This is a genomic window from Cryobacterium algoricola (assembly GCF_004402485.1).
Lineage (GTDB): Bacteria > Actinomycetota > Actinomycetes > Actinomycetales > Microbacteriaceae > Cryobacterium > Cryobacterium algoricola.
The window spans coordinates 1-23864 of record NZ_SOFG01000026.1; the positions used below are offsets into that span (position 1 = coordinate 1).

At 69.1% G+C, this 23864-nt stretch carries 20 protein-coding genes; 9 read left to right on the forward strand and 11 right to left on the reverse strand.

Translation table 11 applies throughout. From position 1 onward, the window contains the following. Nucleotides 1-48: 48 nt before the first annotated feature. Nucleotides 49-561: a hypothetical protein gene (locus E3O44_RS18585; RefSeq protein ID WP_134536615.1), complete on the reverse strand. Its 513-nt coding sequence runs from the start codon at nt 559-561 to the stop codon at nt 49-51. A 153-nt stretch (nt 562-714) separates the two neighbouring features. Here E3O44_RS18585 and E3O44_RS18590 point away from each other — a divergent pair, with 153 nt between their 5' ends. Next, nucleotides 715-1410: a response regulator transcription factor gene (locus tag E3O44_RS18590; protein ID WP_134536617.1), complete on the forward strand. Its 696-nt coding sequence runs from the start codon at nt 715-717 to the stop codon at nt 1408-1410. A gap of 3 nt (nt 1411-1413) precedes the next feature. Continuing rightward, nucleotides 1414-2856, forward strand: coding sequence for a sensor histidine kinase (locus tag E3O44_RS18595; RefSeq protein WP_134536619.1), 1443 nt, complete (start codon nt 1414-1416; stop codon nt 2854-2856). 40 nt (nt 2857-2896) lie between these two features. Here the strand turns inward: E3O44_RS18595 and E3O44_RS18600 are convergent, their stop codons facing one another. The 4 genes from E3O44_RS18600 to E3O44_RS18615 form a co-directional block, all read right to left on the reverse strand. Continuing rightward, complete coding sequence (locus tag E3O44_RS18600) at nt 2897-3391, reverse strand: GNAT family N-acetyltransferase (protein ID WP_134536621.1); 495 nt, start codon at nt 3389-3391, stop codon at nt 2897-2899. A 342-nt stretch (nt 3392-3733) separates the two neighbouring features. Beyond that, nucleotides 3734-5419: a DEAD/DEAH box helicase gene (locus E3O44_RS18605; RefSeq protein WP_134536623.1), complete on the reverse strand. Its 1686-nt coding sequence runs from the start codon at nt 5417-5419 to the stop codon at nt 3734-3736. 295 nt (nt 5420-5714) lie between these two features. Beyond that, on the reverse strand, nt 5715-6353 hold the full coding sequence (locus E3O44_RS18610; protein ID WP_134536625.1) for a DUF1684 domain-containing protein: 639 nt from the start codon (nt 6351-6353) through the stop codon (nt 5715-5717). After that, nucleotides 6350-6934 (reverse strand): hypothetical protein, encoded by a 585-nt coding sequence (locus tag E3O44_RS18615; RefSeq protein WP_134536627.1) that lies wholly within the window; start codon nt 6932-6934, stop codon nt 6350-6352. Before E3O44_RS18615 ends, E3O44_RS18610 begins: the two co-directional genes overlap by 4 nt. Before the next feature lie 42 nt (nt 6935-6976). Between E3O44_RS18615 and E3O44_RS18620 the strand changes: the two genes are divergently transcribed. From E3O44_RS18620 to E3O44_RS18635, 4 genes are all read left to right on the forward strand, one after another. After that, on the forward strand, nt 6977-7411 hold the full coding sequence (locus tag E3O44_RS18620) for an EVE domain-containing protein (RefSeq protein WP_241976433.1): 435 nt from the start codon (nt 6977-6979) through the stop codon (nt 7409-7411). Between the two features lie 67 nt (nt 7412-7478). Beyond that, on the forward strand, nt 7479-8750 hold the full coding sequence (locus tag E3O44_RS18625; RefSeq protein WP_134536629.1) for a coiled-coil domain-containing protein: 1272 nt from the start codon (nt 7479-7481) through the stop codon (nt 8748-8750). Nucleotides 8751-8770: 20 nt separating this feature from the next. After that, on the forward strand, nt 8771-9352 hold the full coding sequence (locus E3O44_RS18630) for a hypothetical protein (protein ID WP_134536631.1): 582 nt from the start codon (nt 8771-8773) through the stop codon (nt 9350-9352). Nucleotides 9353-9410: 58 nt separating this feature from the next. Beyond that, nucleotides 9411-9713, forward strand: a complete 303-nt coding sequence (locus tag E3O44_RS18635; RefSeq protein ID WP_134536633.1) for a DUF427 domain-containing protein — start codon at nt 9411-9413, stop codon at nt 9711-9713. Between the two features lies 1 nt (nt 9714). On the opposite strand, the gene E3O44_RS18640 is transcribed toward E3O44_RS18635, so the two are convergent. Then, nucleotides 9715-10827, reverse strand: a complete 1113-nt coding sequence (locus E3O44_RS18640; protein ID WP_134536634.1) for an SLAC1 family transporter — start codon at nt 10825-10827, stop codon at nt 9715-9717. A 169-nt stretch (nt 10828-10996) separates the two neighbouring features. On the opposite strand from E3O44_RS18640, the gene E3O44_RS18645 reads away from it, so the two are divergent. Further along, nucleotides 10997-11806 carry a nuclease-related domain-containing protein gene (locus E3O44_RS18645; RefSeq protein WP_134536636.1) on the forward strand — a complete coding sequence of 270 codons (810 nt, stop codon included), beginning with the start codon at nt 10997-10999 and terminating at the stop codon, nt 11804-11806. Between the two features lie 84 nt (nt 11807-11890). Here the strand turns inward: E3O44_RS18645 and E3O44_RS18650 are convergent, their stop codons facing one another. After that, nucleotides 11891-13486: a chitinase gene (locus tag E3O44_RS18650; RefSeq protein WP_134536638.1), complete on the reverse strand. Its 1596-nt coding sequence runs from the start codon at nt 13484-13486 to the stop codon at nt 11891-11893. 161 nt (nt 13487-13647) lie between these two features. On the opposite strand from E3O44_RS18650, the gene E3O44_RS18655 reads away from it, so the two are divergent. Beyond that, nucleotides 13648-16014, forward strand: coding sequence for a glycosyltransferase family 2 protein (locus E3O44_RS18655; RefSeq protein WP_420897945.1), 2367 nt, complete (start codon nt 13648-13650; stop codon nt 16012-16014). Between the two features lie 33 nt (nt 16015-16047). Here the strand turns inward: E3O44_RS18655 and E3O44_RS18660 are convergent, their stop codons facing one another. The 4 genes from E3O44_RS18660 to E3O44_RS18675 form a co-directional block, all read right to left on the reverse strand. Beyond that, a complete protein-coding gene (locus E3O44_RS18660) occupies nt 16048-16542 on the reverse strand; it encodes a SprT-like domain-containing protein (protein WP_134536640.1) in 495 nt (164 codons plus the stop codon). Beyond that, the gene (locus E3O44_RS18665) at nt 16542-17885 is read right to left on the reverse strand and encodes a PQQ-dependent sugar dehydrogenase (protein WP_134536642.1); all 1344 of its coding nucleotides are present in this window, start codon (nt 17883-17885) and stop codon (nt 16542-16544) included. Before E3O44_RS18665 ends, E3O44_RS18660 begins: the two co-directional genes overlap by 1 nt. Nucleotides 17886-18309: 424 nt before the next feature. Further along, a complete protein-coding gene (locus E3O44_RS18670) occupies nt 18310-18855 on the reverse strand; it encodes a hypothetical protein (protein ID WP_241976434.1) in 546 nt (181 codons plus the stop codon). A gap of 249 nt (nt 18856-19104) precedes the next feature. Continuing rightward, nucleotides 19105-19974, reverse strand: a complete 870-nt coding sequence (locus E3O44_RS18675) for a spermidine synthase (RefSeq protein WP_134536644.1) — start codon at nt 19972-19974, stop codon at nt 19105-19107. 368 nt (nt 19975-20342) lie between these two features. Between E3O44_RS18675 and rpoB the strand changes: the two genes are divergently transcribed. Next, nucleotides 20343-23834, forward strand: coding sequence for a DNA-directed RNA polymerase subunit beta (gene rpoB / locus E3O44_RS18680; RefSeq protein ID WP_134536646.1), 3492 nt, complete (start codon nt 20343-20345; stop codon nt 23832-23834). Nucleotides 23835-23864: the final 30 nt, after the last annotated feature.

Sequence of the window (23864 nt, forward strand, 5' to 3'; positions counted from 1 at the left end):
AGCCGCCTGCCGCAGCCGCAGCCGCGGCCGCAGCCGCCGCACCCGCCGCTACGAACCGGCCGTGGGAGCGGGGGCCGGCGTGGACGTGCCCGGGGCGGCGTGCTGGTGCGCCTTCACGTCGGCGCGCACAAGGTGGCGCAGGGCGTGGCGCCACCGCTTCGGTACGTCGGCCTTGGACTTGTCTGCCTTGGCGGCCTCGATCTTCGTGAGGTACTGGCTGGCCTGCGCGCCGTATGCTCCGGCGAGGACGTCCGTGCGAATGGCGGCGAGGGCCGCGGGCCGTGCGACCGCGTCGAGCTTGATCGCCGCGCGCAGGTCCGCGCGCAACTGAGCAACGGTCTTTACGGTCTCGTCCGCGGCGACAGCGGTGTTGGCGGATGCCGACACGGCGGTCGCGAGTGAACCGGCGACGGTGGACCCCGAGACGGAGGACGCTGCAACGGTCACGGGCATCTCGGCCGCGCTCGCCGCGCCGACCGCGAACGTGCCGCCCGCAATCAGGCCGAGGCTGAGCGTCCCCGCGGCGACAACGGTCGTGGCTCGCTTCGTGAATGCATTCATGTGTTCCTGCCTTTCGCTGGACCGGGAGGGTCCCGGCGGTGAAGCCACAGTGGCAGGCGCACGCAAACGTCGTGTTCGGGAAATGTTCGGAACATGTAAGGCGAGTCGGGCATCCGCCCGCCCGGTTCGCAGCAACCGGCGCCTACTGGCTTAATGGATGCTGTGAGCGACGACAAAGGGCTGGTGCTGGTTGTCGAAGACGACCCCGCAATCGCGGACATCGAACGCCTCTACCTCGTGCGCGCGGGTTTCACCGTGCATCTGGAGTCCGACGGGCGCGCGGGCCTCGAGCAGGTGCGCCGGTTGCGGCCGGCCGCGGTGATCCTGGATGTCGGCCTGCCCGGGCTCGACGGGATCGAGGTGTGCCGGGCCATGCGCGAGGCGGGGGACTGGACGCCCGTGCTCTTCGTCACCGCACGCGACGACGAGGTCGACCGCGTGCTCGGCATCGAACTGGGTGCGGATGATTACGTGACCAAGCCGTTTTCGCCGAGGGAACTCGTCGCACGGGTGAAGGGAATCGTGCGCCGTTCCTCGGGCCTCATCGGTGACGCGGTGCTGCGGGTGGAGGATGTGACGCTCGACCCGGCGACGCGCCTGGTCGCGCGCGGCGGCATCCGCGTGGACCTGACCGCGACCGAATTCGACCTGCTCGCCCAGCTGATGGCGCGGCCCGGACGGGTGTATGCGCGGGAGGAACTGCTCTCCCTGGTCTGGGGAATCGCCGACTACAGTGCGAGCAGGACGGTCGACGTGCACGTCGCCCAACTGCGTGCCAAGCTCGGCGAGGGAAATCCGATCCGCACGGTGCGCGGCGTCGGTTATTCCGTCGCCGGCCGGGAGGGCTGAGCGGTGCGGCGCTGGTTCGGGTCACTCGGCGGCAGGATCCTGCTCGTCACGGTCGGCGTGGCGTTCGTTGCGGTTCTCGTCACTGCCGTCGTGTCCCTGCAACTCGTGCAGACCCTGGTCACGACGCAGGCCCAGGCGGACCTCGGTGCCCGGACGACCGCACTGAGCCAGCGGCCGCTCGCGACCCTGCGCATCCTGCTCGAGGACGACACCCTCCTCGGCGCGCGCGGCGAGCGCTTTGTGTTGGTCGGCGCCGACGGGACGGTACCGGAAACAGGTTCGGGTGCGCGCACGGTCACGCAGGACGTCAAGAGACGCATCACCCAGGTATTGGATGCCGGCCGCTCGGTGTCGACCTCGCTGCAGATTCGGGGTGAGTCGTACGTGGTGGAAGCGAGGCCGCTCGCGGGAGGCGGCGGTCTCGTCGGCTTTGTGCGCGTTGCGGACATCACCGACTCGGGCAGACTCGTCGCCGGGCGCATCCTGCTGGCCGTGCTCGTCGGGCTCGTCGTGGCCGTGCTCGCCGGACTGTTCCTGTCCCGGCGGTTGGCACGACCGCTGGAGCGGACCGCACGAGCCGCTCGGCGGCTTGCCGACGGTGATCGCGGCGTGCTGATCGCGGCCCAGGGCATCCCGGAGATCGACGACGTGTCCCGCTCGCTCCGGGCGCTCGACCGCGCGCTGGGTACGAGTGAGACCCGTCAACGGGAGTTCCTGCTTTCGGTGTCTCACGAGATCCGCACGCCGTTGACCGCGATCCGTGGGTACGCGGAGGCCCTCGCCGAGGGCGTGATTCCGGCAAGCGGCAGCGCGGCGGTCGGCGAGGTACTGGTCGCGGAGACGAAACGCGTTGACCGTTTCGTGAGCGACCTGCTCGAACTCGCCCGCCTTGAAGCGGATGACTTCACCGTGCACCTTCAGCCGATCGACGTCGGCGGAGTGCTCGCGCAGGCCGCGCTCGCTTGGCAGGGTCAATGCACGCAGCTTGGCGTCGTGCTGCGCGTCGCCGGGCCGGGGGACGATGCGGGCGTGGGCGTGGGCGTGGGCGTGGGCGCGGGCGCGGTGCCAGGTGTCCTCACGATCGTGACTGACGGCATGCGCCTGCGCCAGATCGTCGACGGCCTGCTCGAGAACGCTCTGCGCGCAACACCGACCGGCGGCGAGGTCGTACTCGCGGCCCGCCGGGTCGATGGCCGCCATGTACGTGTCGAGGTGCGCGACAGCGGCCCTGGTTTGAGCACATCGGATGCCACCGTCGCGTTCGAGCGCGGAGTCCTGCGAGCCAAGTACCGCGACATCCGCCCGGTCAACACGGGCCTGGGCCTGTCCATCGCCGCCCGGCTGGTGACCAGGATGGGCGGCACGATCACCGTGCACTCCGCGGCCGAGGGCGGCGCGTGTTTCGCCGTGGTGCTCCCGGTCGGCGACGGGCCCATTGCGCGCTGAGGCGAGCGGCGCGCGCCGGGGCATGCGCCTGCGGCGAGACCTACCGGACCAGGCGCACCTCGTGCAGCTGCTCGCCGAGCACTTCCTGCACCTGCTCGTGACCGTCTGGGGCGTAACCGTTGCGGGTGTAGAAGGCGTGGGCGCGCGGGTTGACCGCGGCGACCCAGAGGTAGGACGGCCCGGCGTCGACGACGGCGTCGAACAACTTCTGGCCGATGCCGCTGCCGTGCTTGTCCTCGAGCAGGTACATGAAGTACAGCTCGTGGGCGGCGGGGGCGCTTTCGTCGCGGGCGGGCCCGCTGCCGGCGAAGCCGACGACCTCTCCGTCGACGAGCGCGACGACCTGGCGGTATTCGGCGCCCTGCGTGGTGAACCGGCGCCACATGGCGGCGAGGCGCTGCGGCCGCAGCTGGGAGAGGGCCGCCTGACTCAGCAGGTGATCGTAGGTTTCGTGCCAGCAGAGGGCGTGTACGCGGCCCAGACTCTCGGCATCCGCTTCTTCGACGGGCCGAACAACGACGGTGGTGGTGTCCATATTCTGACCCTAACCCAGCCGGGGGACACCGGTTGACCGCGTGTGCGGGGGCTAACTCAGGAGATTCGACGTGGTGGGACAGTGAGTACCCCGAATGCTGCCGGACTGCACGCGACGGAGGGACGATTTTCCTGAGTTAGCCCCCGACGGCCGCGGAGAACGCCCGGAAATGGTGGCCGCAGGCCGCGAAATCGCGCGGTGGTGCCGTGGATGGCACAGGAATCACGCACAAACGGGCCGGACTCCTGGTGGAGGCCGGCCCGTTGGGTCGTGCGGGGTGACACGAGCGGATGCCGGGGGGTTCAGCCCCGGCAGCCGGTCGCGCCCTGGTGCTGGTGCTGCTTAGCCCTGGGCGCGGCGCGGGGCCGAGCGACGGGCTCCGCCGGCGCCGGCTCCCGAGCCGGATCCGCGGACGAGTCCGCCGACCTGCAGGCCGCCGGAGCGACCGGAGCCCTGCGGGGCGTGGCTGCGACCGGATGCCGCGGGGCGGCCCGAGTGCTCCTGGCGCGCTCCGCCGGCGGAGGCGGTGTCGTTGCTCCGGCTGCCGCGGTTGCCGCGAACGGGCGCGGTGCTCGCGCCGTCGCGGTCGTCACGGCCGCGGGCGCGCTGCCCGTCGGACGAACGAGAGGTGTCGGAGGACGACGAGGACGCATAGGAGCGGCTGCCGCCCTGTGAGGAGGACGAGGAGCGTCCGCCGGAGCGACCGCCCTCGGAGCGTCCGCCCTCTGAGCGACCGCCCTGCGAGCGACCGCCTTCGGAACGTCCGCCCTGTGAGCGTCCGCCCTGCGAGCGTCCGCCCTGGGACTGGCGCTGCTGCTGCGGCTGTTCGCTGCGCGGTGCCGGCTTGACGTATGCGGCGACGTCGCCGACGAGGGCGGCGACGGCGGGGGAGTCCGCGGTGACGCGCTGCGGGGTCACCTTGATGGCGGCCTTGCGCAGCAGGTCCGCGGTGTCGCGACGCTGCTCCGGGAGCACGAGGGTGACGACGTCACCGGCGTGCCCGGCGCGGGCGGTACGGCCCGAGCGGTGCGTGTACGCCTTGTGCTCTGCCGGCGGGTCGACGTGGATGACGAGCTCGATGTCGTCGACGTGCACGCCGCGAGCGGCGACATCCGTTGCGACGAGCACGCTCACGTCGCCGTTGCTGAACGCGGCGAGGTTGCGGTCACGGGCGACCTGCGAGAGGTTGCCGTGCAGGTCGACCGAGGGGATGCCCGCCTCGGTGAGTGCCTTGGCGAGCTTCTTCGCGTGGTGCTTGGTGCGCATGAAGAGGATGCGGCGTCCGGTTCCGGAGGCCAGCTTCTCGATGAGCGCCTTCTTCTGTTCGGCGTTGTCGACCTCGAAGACGTGGTGCGTCATCGCGGAGACGATGCTGTTCGAGTCGTCGACCGAGTGCAGCACCTCGTTGTGGAGGAACTTGCGGACGATCTTGTCGACGCCGTTGTCCAGGGTGGCCGAGAACAGCAGGCGCTGGCCGCCGGTGGGCGTCTTGTCGAGGATGCGGGTGACGACGGGCAGGAAGCCGAGGTCGGCCATGTGGTCGGCCTCGTCGAGCACGGTGATCTCGACGGAGTCGAGGTTGACGTAGCCCTGCTTCATCAGGTCTTCGAGGCGTCCGGGGCAGGCGACGACGATGTCGACGCCGGCCTTGAGCGCGGAGACCTGGCGGCCCTGGGAGACGCCGCCGAAGATGGTCGTCGTGTTGAGGCCGTATGCCTCGGCGAACGGGGTGAGCGCGTTGGTGATCTGGGTGGCGAGCTCGCGGGTCGGCGCGAGGATCAGGCCGAGCGGGCGGCCCGGGCGGCGCTTGCCGCCGGCGAGCTTGCCGCCGAGGCGCGCGGCCATCGGGATGGCGAACGCGAGGGTCTTGCCGGAGCCGGTCTTGCCGCGACCGAGCACGTCTCGGCCCTTGAGGGTGTCGGGGAGGGTGTCGACCTGGATCGGAAAGGGGCTGTCGATTCCCTGGGCCGTGAGAACGGCAACGAGGGGAGCCGGCACGCCAAGCGCGCCGAAGGAAATTTCAGACAAAGTGGTGCCTTTCAGGCATCAGAGCCCTCCGTCGAACCGTGTGCGCACCCCGAGTGAGGGAATGCAGGCTTCGGAGCCAGGAGGATTCACATGGCGAAGGTGCCGATGGGCACATCCGTTCGCCGTAAGAATGTTCATTCGCAATATGCGCTCGGCCCGCCAGGATGGTGGGCCGCCGCAACAAGAAGAGGGCGTTCTACGACGCAGCGAGCGCAGCGATGCATTCGCAAGTTGTTCCAGTGTAGCGGATGCTGTCAAGCACCCTCCCAGGAAACTCCCGATCAGCCCCGCCCGCCTAGTCGAGGCTTCCGGTGTAGAGCTCGCCGACGGGGACATCCACCGTGACGGTGTTGCCTGCCTGCGCGAGCGGGCAGGCCCACATCGGGTCGTATGCGCACGACGGGTTGTACGCGAAGTTGAAGTCGAGGATCAGGGTGTCGTCGTCGACGCCGGGGCCGAGGTCCGCCCCCTTGATCGTGTCGAGCAGGTAGCGCCCGCCGCCGTACGTTCCGCCGGGCCGGCCGGCGAGACCGTCCTTGATCGGCAGGAACAGGCCGCCGCCGTAACTGCCGAGTCGCCAAAGGTCGATCGGGCCGAGGTAGGGCAGGCGCACGATGCCGACCAGGTCGAACGGCACGGTGCCGTCCGTCCCGGTCTCGACCGCGATCCGGTGCGGCTCCGGCGCCCGGTGCACCTCCACCTCAAAGCGCCAGTCCGGGTCGTACGGCGCGACCGTGAGCCCCGTGAACGCGGACCGGTCGTCGGGCAGCAGCGGCGACGACGGATGCCCCGCGAACAGGTCATCACGCCCACTCCGCCAGAGCTCGTGCCCAGCCGCGGGGTTCTGCACGCTCAGTTGCCGCACGCCGGCATACAGACCGGTCACGCGACGGCGCCAGTCGGCGAGCTGAAGGGCCCCGAGGGTCGAGCTCATTCGGTGACCTCCGTCGGCGCAGAATCGACGTCGGCTTCGTCAGGGCCGGCGGATGCGTCCCCGCCTGTCGTGTCCGCAAACCCGGCAGCGTCGATGCCCACATCGAAACGCCAGGTCGGGGCCAGTCGCTTGAGTTGCAGCATTCGCCACTGCCACATCATCCAGAACACCGGCCAGCTCGGCAGGGTGAGCGCGCCGGTGCCGAAGATGAGCTGGTCGCGGTAGAGCGTCTTGCCGGTGCCGGCCGGGTCTGCCGACACGGCCATCCGGTGGTCCCAGAGCGTGACGGCCTCGAGGGCGCCGGACACGCCCCGGCCGGTGTCGCGCACGATGCGCACGCCGTCGCGCCGCTCGGTCGACATCTGCAGCCGGATCACCTGCTTGCCCATCGGCACGAGCCCGAGCGCGGTGAGTTCGACCGGGTGCTCGCCGGGTTCCCAGATCGAGGGGAAGCCGTCGGCCTCGAGCGACTCCACGCTGATGAGGGGCGAACTCACCTCGCGGAAGACGGCGGGGCTCTGCAGGGCGCGCCACGCGGCATCCGGCGGGCAATCGAGGATTTCTTTCAGGAGAACACGCATGCCCCCAGTCTGTGGTGCCGGGGCATGCAGTACAACTGAGGAGTGGCAATTCGGTACTGGCTCGGGGTCGCGCAGCGCGACAACGTGCGGCGGGGCGTCGCCATGGGGTTCGCGCAGGCCGGCTACCGGCTGCGCACCACGCTCGAGGGTATGCGGGAGAGCGACGGGGTCGTGTACTACTCACCGAAGACCGCCGTCGAGGGCGAACTGCTGCGCGAGTTCACCGCGATCGGGTTCGTCGCCGAGGGGAATGCGTACGAATTCCGCGACCCCGCCACGCCCTCCGGCACCTATGTGCCGTGGCGGCGCCGCATCGACTACGACACGGATGCCGTCAGCGCGTCGATCCGCCCGCTCCTGAACGTGCTCGAGTTCACCCGGTCCGATCCGGACTGGGGCTACCAGCTCCGCCGCGGGCTGCTCGAGATCTCGCGACACGATTACGACCTGATCCGGCGGCAGATGCGCCGGATGTAGGCGACAGCCCGGCGTCTCTCGCGTGCGCCCCACGCCCGCCCCAGCGACGTTGATTAGACTCGCGGCTATGACAGGCGATCTCTGGTGGGTGCCCTCGGCGATACTGCTCGCGTTCGTGGTCCTCGGGGTGACGCTCATCGTCGGGTCGGCCCGCCGGCGCCGCCGCGACCGCGAGCAGGCGGAGGCCGCGATCACCTCCGAACGCGCCCGCGCAGCCGCAATCGCGCTCGTGCGCGCCGACGACCAGGTCGGCTCCGCGACCGACGAGCTCGGGTTCGCGGTCGCCCAATTCGGCGAGCCCGCAACCCGGGAGTTCGCGACCGCCCTCGACCTCTCCCGGCGTCAGTTGCGCGACGCCTTCGCACTGCAGCAGAAGCTCGACGACAGCATTCCGGAGACCGAGTCGCAGCGGCGCCGTCTGACCGAACAGATCATCTCGCTCGCCGCGGAGGCCACGACCCGACTCGCCGAGCAGGACCGCGCCTTCACGGCCCGCCGCGGCGTCGAACGCGATGCCCCGCTGCGGCTCGAGCAGCTCATCCGCCGGGTCGACCGGCTCACCGATCGCCTCGCGGCGGGGTCCGCGAGCATCGACCGGCTCGGGCTCAGCTATTCCGCGGGCGCGCTCGCCGCGATCAGCGGCAACGTCGAAAAGGCCCGCGTCGCGCTCGGGCAGGCGAAACAGGCCACGGATGCCGGGGCCGCCCACCTCGCGGCCGTCCCCGGATACCCGATCGGCGACGAACTCGCGGCCGCCGAACTCGGCCTCTTCCAGGCGGGCAAGCTCCTCGACGCGATCGAGACCGGCGAGGACCAGCTCCACATCGGCTACGCGACCCTCACCAAGGCCCTCGACTCCGCGGACGCCGAGATCGCCGAGGCTCGCACCCTCCGTGACGGACAGGACCAGTCCGTTTCGGCAACCGAACTGAACCGGGTGATCGCCGCGGCCGATGCGATCGTGGCCGAGCTGCGGCATCCGTCGCGGGTGAGCGACCCCGCCGCGGACCTCGCCCGGCTGCGCCAGGTGCTCGACGGGCTCGACGTCACCCGGTCGGAGGCGCGCAACCAGCAGCTGCGCCTCGACAACGCCAGGGCAGCGCTCGCCGGCGCGCTGCTGGCCGCGCGCAGTCAGGGCGCCGTGACCCGCGACTTCATCGCCTCGCACAGCGGCAGGGTCGGGGCGGAGGCCCGCACCCGACTTGCCGAGTCCGAGCGGCTCATCGCACTCGCCGAGGCGGAAGCCGACCCCGTGACCGCCCTCGACGCCGCTCGCCGGGCGATGACCCTCGCAACGGATGCCGACGCCCTCGCCCGCTACGACGCGCGCTTCGCCTGACCGACCGGTAGCCTTTTCCGGTGAGTGAATCCCTGCCCCAGCAGAAGTACCAGGTCCGCTTCGACGTCGGCCTCGCCGGGTTCCGGGCCCTCGCCGGGGATGCGGACGTGATCATCCTCGCGGACGCGCTGCCCGCCATCGGCGACCCGGCACCCGCGACGCCCCTCGACGGGCACCGGGTGATCGTGTCCGACCTCGGCAACCCGGCGCACGTCGCCCAGTGGGTGCTCGCGCGGCAGACCGAGAAGGCCGACCGGTTCTCCGTGGCCGTGATCGCCGTCGGCGAGCGGCGCCGGGACGGATCCCCGCGCCCGGCCGTCGAGGACTTCCTCCTCGCCGGGGAGGTGATCGACGAGCTCTCCCGCCTCGGAATCGATCACTGTTCCCCGGAGGCCGCGGCGCCCTCCGCCGGATTCCTCGGGCTCCGTCGCGCCCTGCGGCACCTCGTGAGCGCGTCCGAGACCGCCGTCGCGCTCGGTGCGGCCGGTCGCGGCGATGACGTCCGGGCCGCCACCGACCTCGCCCGGCCGCGAGTGGCCACGGATGCCGCCCCGCGCCCGGCCGCAATTGTCCCCGTCCGGGAATTCCGGTTTCCGGCCTGACGTTGGGGTGAGGTAAGGCCAGTACCACCCCGACTCACCGACCGAACAGGAGCACCCCATGAAGGCAGTATTCAACGGCGCGACGATCGCCGAAGCCCCGCAGTCCGAGCTCGTCAAGATCGAGGGCAACTGGTACTTCCCGCCGGCAAGCGTCAAGCCCGGGTTCCTCGTGGAGAGCGCGACCCCGTACACCTGCCCGTGGAAGGGCGAATGCCAGTACTACAGCCTCAAGGATGGCGACACCCTCCTTCAGGACCGCGCCTGGAGCTACCCGACTCCGTACCCCGCGTCGTTCGACCGGGTCGGCCAGGACTACAGCGGCTACGTCGCCTTCTGGAAGGAAATCTCCGTCACCGAGTAGGTCACACGCGCGCCCGCGGTGCGTCGGTCGAGCGGCCGTGTGCCCGCACGAGGTACCCGACCGAGCGCACTGCGATGCTGCCGACCACGAGGGTCACGGTGGCGAGGATGCCGGTTCCGGCAACCGCGGACACCCAGGCCCCCGACGCCCACAGGCTCACGAACGCACCGGTCCCGGCACCCGGCGCGGCGGCACCGCCGATCCAGTGCAGGGCGTAGGTCCCGCTCGCCGCAGCCGTGAACGTGAACGCCCAGAAGCCGAGGTCGAACCCGAGCCGCCAGTAGGCGGCGAGCATCATCACCTGCACGAGGATCAGCAGCACGAACGTCCCGAGAAGGACGGTCTCGAGCGTGTCGAGCCGGCCGCCGTTGGAGGCGAACCAGGCGTTCCCCGCGACCGCGGGCGGGGCGGAGAAGATCGCGAACGTCGGCAACAGGCGGGCAGGAAGGGCGGGACGGAATGCCATCCTGCCGAGGATGAGCGCACCCAACAGCATCCAGAACAGCAGCCCGACGCCGATGCACGCGACGCTCAAGGTCGTCCAGCCGAACGTTCCCGCCGACTGGCCCGCGATGAAGGCGGCGGCGACGGTCGGAAGAAAATACCCGGCATGGAGCGTGTCGATGTCGCGCATCCGGAGAGCCAGTTGTGCGACCGACCACGCCCCGAACACGAGCGCCGCGACCATGAATGCGACGACGACACCCTGCACCAGCCAGACCAGGAGCCCGGCGGGCGATCCCGGCAGCGCCCCGGCAAACGGATGCCCGGCACCGGAACCCGCGGACAGGGACACGGCGACATGGGTGCCCAGCAGCATCCCGGTCGTGGGCGCGAGCGCGGCGAACGGTGCCTGGACCGGGTCCACGAGGTCACCCCGGATCGTCCCCCCGGCGTTCCGGCTGCGCATGAGGTAATTGGCGAAGACCAGAACCCAGGCGACGAGCGCGAACAGCCACAGCGCCTCACCGATCCCAGCGGGCGTGCCGAGCACTCCCGCTGCCATCGTCCAGGTGCCGGCAAGGCCGGACAATCCGAAGGGGATACCGAAGCTCGTGAGCGGGGCCCGACCGGTCCGCAGGACTCTGCGGAACGCACGAGGGGATGCCGGCATGCGCGTTCCCCTCGGGCCGCTGTTGAACGGACAGGTGTCCTCTCAATAGGGTACCGGAGGCTGGACTACCCGCATATTCCCGCTGAGTAAGGACACGCCCTTGTTCGGGGGGACAATTGGGTGACAGGATTTACGATCGCGCGTAGCAAAAGTAACGGAACCGACACACATGGTGAAGCTCAGCGGCGGCGGCATGTACAGGAGGCGCACGGCAGAATCCGTGATCGACAAGCTCCTCCGCCAGCACGCCGGAACGCCGGCGCGCTCCCCGTGGCATCGGTTCCGCGGACGCTCCCCGCTCGGCAAGCGCTGCGAGGGCTGGTACCTGGCCGCGCTCGGCGAGATCGCGGTCGGGAAGGCCCTCGAGGCGCTCAGCTCCGACTGGACGGTCTTCCACGCGCTCCCGATCGGGCTCGAGGGCTGGGACATCGACCACCTGATCGTCGGCCCCGGCGGCGTCATCACGATCAACGCGAAACAGCATCGCGCGGCCCGCATCCTCGTCGACAAGGCCCTCCTCACCGTCAACGGGCGCACCGTGCCCTACCTCCGCCACGCCGAGTTCGAGGCGAACCACGTCACCGATCTGATGAGCGACCGCCACGCCCAGACCGCACCGGTGCGGCCGACCGTGGTCTTCGTCGGCGCCCGCGAGGTCAATGTCAGGGCCCGCCCGCCGTTCGTTACGGTGCTCGGCGTCGACGAGCTCGTCGGCTGGCTCCAGGCGCTCCCCGTCGTCCTCACCCAGAACGAGTGCGGTCGGTTCACCGACCTGTTCGACAACCCGGCGATGTGGGCGAACGTGCCCGTCGAGACCGGAGATGACCTGATCGAACGCTTCCAGGCCCTCGACGCGGAGGTCCGTTCGGCGACGCGCCAGCGCCACGTCTACCTCCCGATCGCGATCTTCCTCGGCGGCGGCGCCGGCTTCTTCGGCATCATCGGTCTCGTGTCCGAGGCCATGGGCCTCTCCGGCTGACTTTCCGGCGGAGGTCCCGGCTGAGATCCCGGCGTGCGCGCCGGCCGGCGGATGCCGCGGGCCGCGCCGCCCTGCCGCCCCCGGCTACCCGATGCTGTCGGTGTCTGCCGGGATCGCCGGCAGGCCGAGCAGCACCCGCAGCTGGGCGTCGGTGAGCGCAGCCCAGGGTGAGGCGTCCGGATTCTCGGCCGCGGCATCCGGGCTGTCTCCCTGCGTCCACCATTTCGCCTCGAAGGCACCGGTCTCGAAGAGCACCCGCTGGCCCTTGGTGTAGATCGTGGTGCCGGACCATTCGGGGAAGCTGCCCGCGGGGAGGGTTAGCGTCGGCACCGGTGTCTCGCCGGCGAGCACCGGCCCGATCAGCCGCCACGGCGTCTCGGACGCCTGCAGCACCGGGTTGTCCGGCAGGTCGCCCTGGGTCCAGTACTTCGCCGAGTACACGTTGTGGTGCCACACGACCCGGGTGCCCTTCGGGTACGCGATCGTGACCGACCAGATCCGGTACGGGCTCGTCGCGGGATCGTCCGTGGCCGCCGCAGTGTCCGTCGCCACGGCGGTGGGCTGCGCGGTCGAGCTGTCGCCGGCGCTCGCGGCCGGGCTTCCGGTGAACGACGCACCGAGCACATCCGCGAACAACACGGAACCCTGCTCGATGCCGCTGCACGAGTCGGAGACCTGCTTCACGTCCGGGTAGTTCGCCCCGCAGCTCGCGTCACGGTTGAGTGACCACATCGACATGCGGCCGACACCGTTCGCGAGCGCGAAGTCGTTGAGCGCAACACCGTCGGCGAGGGTGAAGATCTCGCCGGGCACGTCGTTCTGCCCGATCATCGCGGTCGCACCGAGCTTGTTCCAGAGCGCCTTCGACCCGAGGGGCTGGCCCATCCGGCGGTAGAGCGTGGACAGTTGGCCGTGGGCGGACTGCAGGGCATTCGTCGCGGCATCCGCCATCGACTGCCCGGCGGCGCGCGACGCGCCGAAGTCCATGGTCATCAGGTTCACCCCGCTGAGGTTGACGCCCTCCGTCAGCAGCTGGGTGACCGCGTTCGTGCCGTCCTCGGTGAGGCCGGTCGGGGTCGTCGGCAGGGTGAGCCAGATCGCGAGCGGGGCGGCGGATGCCGCGGCGGCCTTCTGCAGGGCGGCGAGCGCCACGCCGCGGCGCGCCCCGGCGTCCACGTCCGTGAGGTTCGCGCCCTCGAGGTCCAAGTCGATGGTGCTCGGCTTGTAGCGCTCGATCACCGAGGCATAGGCGGCCTGGAGTTTCTCAGGGTCGGTGCAGGCGACGGCGAGCTCCTGGTTGATCGCGCCGCCGAACGACACGATCACCTCGCCGCCCTGCTGGGTGCGGCGCGCCACGCGCCGGTCGAGGTCGAGGTCGCTCTCCGCTGCCGCCATCGTGTAGAAGGTGCCCCAGGTCGGCGTGCAGGCGTCGGTCGGGTCGGCCACGATGAAGGACAGCACGACGTTGTCGCCGGCGGCGGAGACGGGGTTCTCGAAGGCCAGGCTCGGGGTGGCGGTCACGTCGACGTACCCCGCCATCCACGGCTTCGCGCTCACGGATGCGGCGTCGGCGATCTGGTTCCAGCCCTGGAAGCCGGCGAAAACCAGGCAGGCGGCGACTGCGAAGACACCGATCAGCCGGATGATCGACAGACGTCGACCGGGAAAACGTGTGGACATGCGGCTCCTCGCCCTCACGTGGATTATTGCAGTGATCGTGTACACAATCCGCCCCTAGACTGTGGGGACCGTGACTCCGAGGTCGATGAACCGGGTGCGCGCGCGGGGACGAACCGGAACTTTTTGCGGTTCCTGCTCGTCTCAGGATAGGAAACAGGCACGTGGCGACACCGAAATCAACAGCGCAGCGGGATTCCCGAGCGTCGGAAACGTCGGCGCCGTCGGTCGCGGCTGCATCCGCTGGGGAAGCGACGGAGACCCAGCGGGCGCGTCGCAGGCAGTGGGGAGCGGAGCGACGCAGCGAACCGCTGTCGATCGTGCACCCGCGGCCGACCACCCGCGCGATCCTCTGGGCACGCGTCGCCATCATCGCGACGATCGTCTTCTGGGCCTATTACCTGCTCACGACGATCGTGCGCCTCTTCGTCGACACCCCGCGCCCCGACTTCACGTTCACCATGGAGGCGATCGGCTACGCGATCGTGGTCACCTTCCTGACCTTCTCCGCCCTGATGTATCTCGTCGCCCGCCTCGGTTCGATGTACCGTTACCAGAGCCACGTCCGGGTGCCCCGCGGCGAGCTCGACCGGCACTTCGGCAACTACCGGCACGGGATCACCGTGCTGGTGCCCTCATACGCCGAGGAGACGCACGTCGTGCGCGCGACGCTGTGGTCGGCGGCGCTCCAGGAGTTCCCCGAGCTGCGGATCGTCCTGCTCCTCGACGACGCGCCGTTCCCGACCGACCCGGAGACGCTCCGCGTGCTCGAAGCGACCCGGGCGCTCGCCGGGGAGATCGGCGAACTGCTCGCGGTGCCCGCCGGACGGTTCCAGCGGAGCGTGGAACGCCGGCTCGACCGGTTCGTGGGCGACCCCGTTGTCACGGCGGCGGATGTCCGCGACCTCGCCTCCGACTACGCCGCCGCCGCGGACTGGCTCGAAAAGATGGCCGAGCAGGAGGAGGTCCACGACCACGTGGACGAGTTCTTCGTGGACCAGGTCATCATGGGCCTGGCCAGGGAACTGCGGCTGAGCCTGCTCGCGCTCGAGGCCGCGGCCGAGGGCGCCGACTTCCCCGACGCGGACCAGATCGTGACGCTGTCGTTGCGCCTGGCCCAGATCTTCACCGTGCGGCTCGACTACTTCGAACGCAAGAAGTACGCCTCCCTCTCGCACGAGGCGAACAAGGCCATGAACCTCAACTCCTACATCGGCCTGATGGGCACGTCGTGGGTGACCGGCCACACCGCGGAAGGCACCGTGCTGCGCGCCGCCGTCGGTGACACCGTCGGCGACTTCACCGTTCCGGACACCGAGTACCTGCTCACCCTCGACGCGGACTCGCTGCTGCTGCGGGACTACTGCGTGCGGCTCGTCTACCTGCTCGAGGAGCCTGAGAACGCGCGGGTGGCCGTCACGCAGACGCCGTACTCCTCGTTCCACGGCGCTCCGACCCGCATCGAACGGGTGGCCGGCGCGTCGACCGACCTGCAGCACATGCTGCACCAGGGCATGACGTACTACAACGCGACTTTCTGGGTCGGCGCGAACGCCGTCATCCGCAAGAAGGCCATCGAGGACATCGTCGAGGTCGAGGAGGTCGGCGGGTTCGAGATCCGCACCTACATCCAGGACCGCACCGTGATCGAGGACACCGAGTCGAGCATCGACCTCGGCAGCCACGGCTGGACCCTCGTCAACTACCCCGAACGCCTGAGCTACAGCGCTACCCCGCCCGACTTCGGCTCGCTCATCGTGCAGCGCCGGCGGTGGGCCAACGGCGGCCTGCTCATCCTGCCGAAATTCTGGGACCAGCTCCGGGAGCGCCGCTTCCGCCGCGAGCGGGTGCGCTGGAGCGAGGTCTTCCTCCGCACCAACTACATGGCCTCGATCGCCTGGTCGAGTTTCGGGCTCGTGTTCCTGCTCGCCTTTCCCTACGACAGCCGGCTGCTCAGCCCCTTCGTCTTCCTCGCCGCCCTGCCGTACTTCCTGGCGATGGGCAGCGACCTGCGCGAGGCCGGTCACCGCTTCAGCGACGTCTTCCGGATCTACGGCTTCAACCTCGTGCTGCTCCCGGTCAACCTCGCCGGAGTGCTCAAGTCCTTCCAGCAGATGCTGTCCGGTGAGAAGATCCCGTTCGTGCGCACCCCGAAGGTGCTCAACCGTACGGCGGCGCCGGCGCTCTACGTGATCGTCCCCTACCTGATCGTGGCGTTCTCCCTGCTGACGCTGTACCGGGACATCAACCACCAGAACGTCGGCAACGCCGTCTTCGCCGCGTTCAACGCCGTGGCGACCGGCGCGGCGATCCTGATGTACATCGGCCTGTGGAACTCCGTCGTCGACGTGTGGCTGGGCCTGCTCAACTTCCTCTACGTCGACGTGAAGAAGCCGAAACGGCCGGCAGCGTCCCTGATCGACCCGAGCGCTCCGGTCGACTGGCAGGGCATCCTCTATCACGGCGACCGGCGGCTCAACCGGGACAGCCGCACCTCCCGGGACCGACGCCACCGGATCGGCGTGCGCTAGGCATCCGTTCCCCGCCGCTCTGGTGCGGGGACGCTAGTCGCCGGCGGATGCCGCGGCGCGGCGTCGTGCGGCGGCCGTGATCTCCCGGCTCGTCCAGTCGATGAGATGATCGCGGTTGAATCCCCGGCCGCACAGGCCGCAGGCGAGCGCGCGCGTCGGTTTCCGGTAGCGGTAGTGGATGTGCCCGGACGGGCAGGTGCCCACCCACGGGGCGAGCTCGTTGGCGATCTCGCCGTCGTGCGTGCGCTTGCCGTCGTAGCCGAGGTCGCGGGCGATCGCCTTCCACTTCGGGCCGTGGCCGGCGCGCGGGCCGGCGAGCGCGTGCCCGACCTCGTGCAGCAGGATCTGGTGCACCTCATCGTCCTCGTAGCGGGAGGCGAGGTAGCGCGAGACCGTGATGCGTTTGGCCGTGAAGTTGCAGAGCCCGGCGCGCTTCTTGGCATTGTCGAACGCGAAGGTCCAGCCGGCATCGAGGTGCAGGTCGATGAGCGCCTCGGCCCATCGTCGCACGCGAGTGAGGTCGGCCATCAGCGCGTCACCGCGACCTCGGCCGGCAGAGTCGCGCCCGGCGCCGGTCGAATGCCGGGCGCCGGCTGAATGCCCGGCGTCAGCTGAATGCCCAGGGCCAGGGGCCTGGTCTGCTCCACGCGAACCGAGTAGAGCCTGTCGTCGCCTGCGGCTCGGGTACCGCGGCCATCCGTGTTGTTCGTCACAAACCACAGTGTCCCATCCGGGCCCGACACCACGTCGCGCAGCCGGCCGAAGGTGTTGACAAACCACGCGGTCGCCATGCCTGTTGAGGAGTCGACCCGCCAGAGTCGCTCGCCGCGCAGGGCCGCGAGGAAGACGGTGTCCCCGACGATCGCGAGGCCGCTCGGACTGGCCTCCGACGTGGGCCACTGCACGACGGGGTCGGTGTACCGCGAGTCGTGCTCGACGCCCTCGGCGTCCGGCCAGCCGTAGTCCGCGCCCGGCGTGATCAGGTTGAGCTCGTCCCAGGTCGACTGCCCGAACTCGCTCGCCCACAGCCGGCCTCGAGAATCCCAGGCGATGCCCTGCGGATTCCGGTGCCCATAGGAATAGACGAGTGTCCCGAACGGATTGTCCGGCGGCACAGTACCCGTCGGCGTCATCCGCAGGATCTTCCCGCCGAGCGACCCGAGATCCTGCGCGCTCGCGGTGTTCCCGGCGTCGCCGGTCGTCGCGTAGAGCATGCCGTCAGGCCCGAAGCGGATGCGGCCGCCATCGTGATTGCCTGCCTGCGGGATTCCCGAGAGCACCGGTTCGGTACTTCCGAGCGTGAGGCTTCCCACGGTGCCGGTGAGGTTCATCCGCACGATCTGGTTCGAGCTGGCGCCGGTGAAATACGCGTACACCCAGCCCCCGGGGCCAGGGCCCGTCTCGCGTGCGGTCCCGGCGCTCGCCGCGGCGGGGTCGGCGGGGTCGGCGAGGTAGGCGAGGCCGAGCAGACCGGCCTCGCCCCGCGCGACGACCCCGGGAACCGTTCCGGCGTCGCGGAGCCCGCCGGGCACCAGCTCGCGCACGCGCGCGGTGCCCCTCTCACTGATCAGGGTGCCGCCGCCGGGCAGCCGAAGAATCGACCACGGCGCCTCGAGGCCGGAGGCGAGGACGACGGGTTCCCCGACCGGCTGGACGGGTCCGGTGACCACGCCGGGGCCCGGTCCAGTCTCCGGGTCGCCCGGTTGGGTCCCCGGGTCAGGACTCGGCACACCGATCGCGCCCGGGGACGAGGGCGTGCCGGTTGCCGGATCGGTCAAGGTGGGCGCCGTCGATGCTCTCGTGCCGCCGGGAGCACCCGGCAGCCCGGACGTGCATGCCGCGAGCGCAAGGGTGACTGCCGAGAGCAGCATCAGCCGTCCGAATCCCCGGCTAGCGCGGCGCGCCGCACTGCGCCGCTGTACCCGCGCCGGCCTGCACTCGTCCACTTCGTCCTCCCGACTCCTCCTGCACCCGCCCCTGGGCACGGGACCTGGGTCCTGCCGTTCCGGGCACCCGGTGAGGTCTGCGGGACCAGCCGCGCCCGTTCCTCCAGAATGCCCCCGCCCACCGACATTGACCACCGGGTTGCCGCAGCGCCCTCCGTGTGTTCCGCGCCCGCCGTCGCGCCCGTTTGCGCAGCCCGCGGCCGCAACGGCGGGCGCGGCCTGCGGAAACCGGCGCGGGCGTGGGTGCAGGCGGGCGCGGTCTGCGGAAACCGGCGCGGGCGTGGGTGCAGGCGGGCGCGGTCTGCGGAAACCGGCGCGGGCGTGGGTGCAGGCGGGCGCGGTCTAGCAGCTAGCGGGCCTGGCCCCGTTCGGCGATGAAGGATTCGACGACTGCGACGGCGAGCAGTGACCCTTCGAGGTGCTCGACGGATGCCCCGGCCTTCTCCCGCAGGAACACGGCGGCGGTGAGGTCCGCGAGAGCGCCCTCGAGGTCGCCCTGCTCGAACAGAACCTTGCCGCGGTTCTCCCGTGCGAACGCGGCAACCGCGCTCCACTCGTGCGTCTCCGCCTCGAGAACGCAGTGGGTGAGTTCGCTCGCGGCCTCGTCGAGCTTGCCCTGGAACTGCATGACCTGGGCACGGCGGATGCGGCTGGCCGCGAGCTCCTCCCGGGAACCGGTGAACCGGGCCTGGCGCAGGGCGGCGTTGGCCATGTCGAAGGCCTCGTCGAGACGTCCGATCAGGCGCAGCAAGGCGATCTTCTCGTTGAGCGCGGACAGGCTGCGCAACTCGCCGAGTTCGTCGAGACGCTGCCCGGCGGCGAGCAGGTCGACTTTTTCACGGAGAGTGACGGCGTCGTAACCAATGATGATGGGCAGGGTGTAGTCCTGAGGCAAGGGCGGCCGGGTGTGCCGCGGACGATCGGGTTCCCTAACAGGATAACCCGCGAACCGCCCTCGTTCAGGGGTGCCGCGCGCCGAGTCTCAGTTCGAGAGCGGATGCCCGCTCCGCCCGCGAACGCGACGGGTCCCGTTCCCGCCCGGAGTCGCCGGTGCACCGGCGGTTCTCAGCACAAACGGGACGCCTCAGCGTGCTTCGGGATCCCGGCCTCAGCCGGGCAGCGGACTGGTCCCGTCGTGCGCGGTTCAGTGGTCGAGCTGGAACACCGTGCGGCCGGGCAGCGGGGACGGCGTCGCCGTCGCATCCGTCGTCACGAGCGCGGTCGCCATGAACTGGCGAAGCTCCGCGCCCTCGACGACCTTCGCCGGGTGCGGGCCGCCGGCGAGCAGCCGCGGCACCCAGGTCAGGTCGACCCGGGTGAGCGTGGCCACGAGCACGATGTTGCCGAACCGGCGCCCCTTGAGCACCTGGGTCTCGGCGAGGCCGATCACGTGCGGGAACACCGCGGACAGCGTCGCGGCCTGGGCGCGGGCGAATGCGAGCCCCGGCCCGTCGGCCACGTTCACGACGAGCACCCCGCGCGGGCTCAGCAGCGGCCGGGCGAGCTCGTAGAACTCGCGGCTCGTCACGTGCTTCGGGGTGCGCGCGCCGGAGAAGATGTCGACGACGACGAGGTCGGTCGTGCCGTGCAGCCCCGCGGGCAGCTTGGCGAGCACCTCGCGGGCGTCGCCGTGCCGCACGCGCAGGTTGGCGCGCTTGTCCCAGGGCAGTTCGGCCCGCACGAAGTCGATGAGGTCGCTCTCGATCTCGACGACCTGCTGCCGCGAGCCGGGCCGCGTCGCCTCGACGTAGCGGGGGAGCGTGAGCGCGCCCGCGCCGAGGTGCACGGCCGTGATCGCTTCGCCGACGTCACCGAGCAGGTCGATGACGTGCCCGATCCGCTGGATGTACTCGAAGAACAGTTCGTCGGGGTGGTCGATGTTCACGTGCGACTGCGGGGTGCCGTCGACCACGAGCTCGAAACTCCCCGGCACGAACCGGTCCGGCTGGATCTCCGCCACCATCCCGCTCAGCTTCAACGTGACCGACGGATGCTGCACTTCAGACCTGCTCATCTCCCCAGTCTCCCCCAAGCACCCCCACCACCACTCCGCGAGAGTACGAATTAGGCCCTTTCAGCGGCGTTGAAAGGGCCATTTCTCCGCTCTCGCGGGAGGTGGGCGGCGCGGTGGGGCCGGCGGATGCGGCGGGTTATACCTGAGAAAATGGTGAAGGTCAAGAATGCGCTAGACAATAGGGCAAACAGAGCCTATAGTTGATCTTTGCGCTCCCAGACAAATCTATGCCTTCATATTGCGGTCGGCTTTGCGTGCTCAAGCCACCTTGAGGCATACCTCGTATCAGTTCAGAGGGTCTGGGGAGCGTACTCGGAATTCATTACTAACAGTGACTAGACCTGACGGGGTCTACGGAGGTTATTTCCTTGGCTGCTGCGCGCAACGCAACCACCAACTCACCCAAGAACGGCCGCGCTGCAGGGCGTCTGTCGTTCGCAAAGATCACAGACAATCTGACGGTCCCGGACCTGCTCGCCTTGCAGACGGAGTCCTTCGATTGGCTTGTCGGAAACGACAAGTGGAAGAAGCGTGTCGAAGAAGGCCAGGCGCAAGGTCGCCAGGACCTCCCGACCCGCACCGGGCTCGACGAGATCTTCGAAGAGATCTCCCCGATCGAGGACCTCGGCGAAACGATGCAGCTGTCGTTCACGAACCCCGAGCTCGAGCCTGAGAAATACACCATTGACGAGTGCAAGGAAAAGGGCAAGACCTATTCCGCACCGCTCTATGTGAACGCTGAGTTCATGAACCACCTCACCGGTGAGATCAAGACCCAGACCGTGTTCATGGGTGACTTCCCGCTGATGACCCCCAAGGGCACCTTCGTGATCAACGGCACCGAGCGTGTCGTCGTTTCACAGCTCGTGCGCTCGCCCGGTGTGTACTTCAACCGTGAGCAGGAGAAGACCTCCGACAAGGACATCTACTCCGCCCGCGTCATCCCGAGCCGTGGAGCCTGGCTCGAATTCGAGATCGACAAGCGCGACCAGGTCGGCGTTCGCATCGACCGCAAGCGCAAGCAGTCCGTGACCGTGTTCCTCAAGGCACTCGGCCTCACGAGCGAGCAGATCCTCGAAGAGTTCAAGGGCTTCGCGTCCATCGAGCTCACCCTTGAGAAGGACAACATCCTCACCAAGGAAGAAGCCCTCAAGGACATCTACCGCAAGCTGCGCCCGGGAGAGCAGGTCGCCGCTGAGGCAGCCCGCGCGCTCCTCGACAACTTCTTCTTCAACTCCAAGCGTTACGACCTGGCCAAGGTTGGTCGTTACAAGATCAACCGCAAGCTCGGCATCGAAGCGCCGCTCAGCTCCTCCGTGCTCACGCTCGAGGACATCCTCGCCACGATCAAGTACCTGGTTGCCCTGCACGACAACCAGACCACGATCGCCGGCATCCGTGAGGGCGTCCCCACCGACATCCGCATCGACATCGACGACATCGACCACTTCGGTAACCGTCGTATCCGCGCCGTCGGCGAGCTCATCCAGAACCAGGTCCGCACCGGCCTGTCCCGCATGGAGCGCGTCGTCCGCGAGCGCATGACCACGCAGGACATCGAAGCGATCACCCCGCAGACCCTGATCAACGTGCGCCCCGTCGTCGCCGCGATCAAGGAGTTCTTCGGTACCTCGCAGCTGTCGCAGTTCATGGACCAGAACAACCCGCTCGCCGGCCTCACGCACAAGCGCCGCTTGTCCGCGCTCGGCCCGGGTGGACTCTCCCGTGACCGCGCCGGCGTCGAGGTGCGAGACGTTCACCCCTCGCACTACGGCCGCATGTGCCCGATTGAAACCCCGGAAGGCCCGAACATCGGCCTGATCGGTTCGCTCGCCTCGTTCGCGCGGATCAACGCCTTCGGATTCATCGAGACCCCGTACCGTCGCGTCGTCGACGGCGTCATCACGACGACCATCGACTACCTGACCGCGAGCGAAGAAGACGAGTTCATCGTCGCCCAGGCCAACGCGCCGCTGACCAAGGACGCCCGGTTCGCCGAGCCCCGGGTCCTCGCACGTAAGAAGGGTGGCGAGGTCGACCTCTTCCCCGCCGAAGACATCGGCTACATGGATGTCTCCCCGCGCCAGATGGTGTCCGTCGCGACCTCCCTCATCCCGTTCCTCGAGCACGACGATGCGAACCGCGCCCTCATGGGTGCGAACATGCAGCGCCAGGCCGTCCCTCTCCTCATGAGTGACAGCCCGCTCGTCGGTACCGGCATGGAGGTCTTCGCGGCCATCGACGCCGGCGACGTCATCACCGCCGAGAAGTCGGGTGTGGTGATGGAGGTTTCGGCCGACGTCGTCACCATCCAACTCGACGAGGGTGGCACGCAGGACTACTACATGCGCAAGTTCGCGCGCTCCAACCAGGGCACGAGCTACAACAACCGCGTCATGGTCACCGCCGGTGAGCGGATCGAAGCCGGCGAGGTCATCGCCGACGGTCCCGCCACCGACAACGGAGAGCTCGCCCTCGGAAAAAACCTCCTCGTGGCATTCATGCCGTGGGAAGGCTACAACTACGAGGACGCGATCATCCTGAGCCAGAACCTGGTCAAGGACGACACCCTCTCCTCGATTCACATCGAGGAATACGAGGTCGACGCCCGCGACACCAAGCTCGGCAAGGAAGAGATCACCCGCGACCTGCCGAACGTCTCCCCGGACCTGCTTGCAGACCTGGACGAGCGTGGCATCATCCGCATCGGCGCCGAGGTCCGCCCCGGCGACATCCTGGTCGGAAAGGTCACGCCGAAGGGCGAGACCGAGCTTTCCGCCGAGGAACGCCTGCTGCGCGCCATCTTCAACGAGAAGAGCCGCGAAGTTCGCGACACCTCGCTCAAGGTGCCCCACGGTGAGCGCGGAACGATCATCGGCGTCAAGGTGTTCGACTCGCAGGATGGCGACGACGAGCTCGGCTCGGGCGTCAACCAGCGCGTTGCCGTCTTCATCGCCCAGAAGCGCAAGATCACCGAGGGTGACAAGCTCGCCGGCCGTCACGGCAACAAGGGTGTTATTTCCCGCATCCTGCCGATCGAGGACATGCCGTTCCTCGCCGACGGTACCCCGGTCGACATCATCCTCAACCCGCTCGGTATCCCCGGTCGCATGAACTTCGGCCAGGTGCTCGAAACGCACCTCGGCTGGATCGCGAAGCAGGGCTGGGACGTGGAAGGCAAGCCCAAGTGGGCCGCCAACCTCCCCGAGCAGGCGCACCACGCCGCACCGAACACCAAGGTCTCCACCCCGGTGTTCGACGGCGCGTTCGAGATCGAGATCGAGGGTCTCCTCGACTCGACGACGAAGACCCGCGACGGCGTGCGACTGATCGACTCCACCGGAAAGACGCAGCTGTTCGACGGCCGCTCCGGCGAGCCGTTCCCGAACCCGATCTCGGTCGGCTACATGTACATCCTGAAGCTGCACCACCTCGTCGACGACAAGATCCACGCTCGTTCGACCGGTCCGTACTCCATGATCACGCAGCAGCCGCTGGGTGGTAAGGCGCAGTTCGGTGGACAGCGATTCGGTGAGATGGAAGTGTGGGCGCTCGAGGCATACGGTGCCGCGTACGCCCTGCAGGAGCTCCTGACCATCAAGAGCGATGACATCCTCGGCCGCGTCAAGGTCTACGAGGCCATCGTCAAGGGTGAGAACATCCAGGAGCCCGGTATCCCCGAGAGCTTCAAGGTCCTCATCAAGGAAATGCAGTCGCTGTGCCTGAACGTCGAGGTCCTGTCCTCGGACGGAACCGCCGTCAGCCTGCGCGACACGGATGACGAGGTGTTCCGCGCTGCGGAAGAGCTCGGCATCAACATTTCCACCCGCTTCGAATCATCCTCGATCGACGACATCTAGGGCCGGGCAGAATGACGAATACTCCGAACA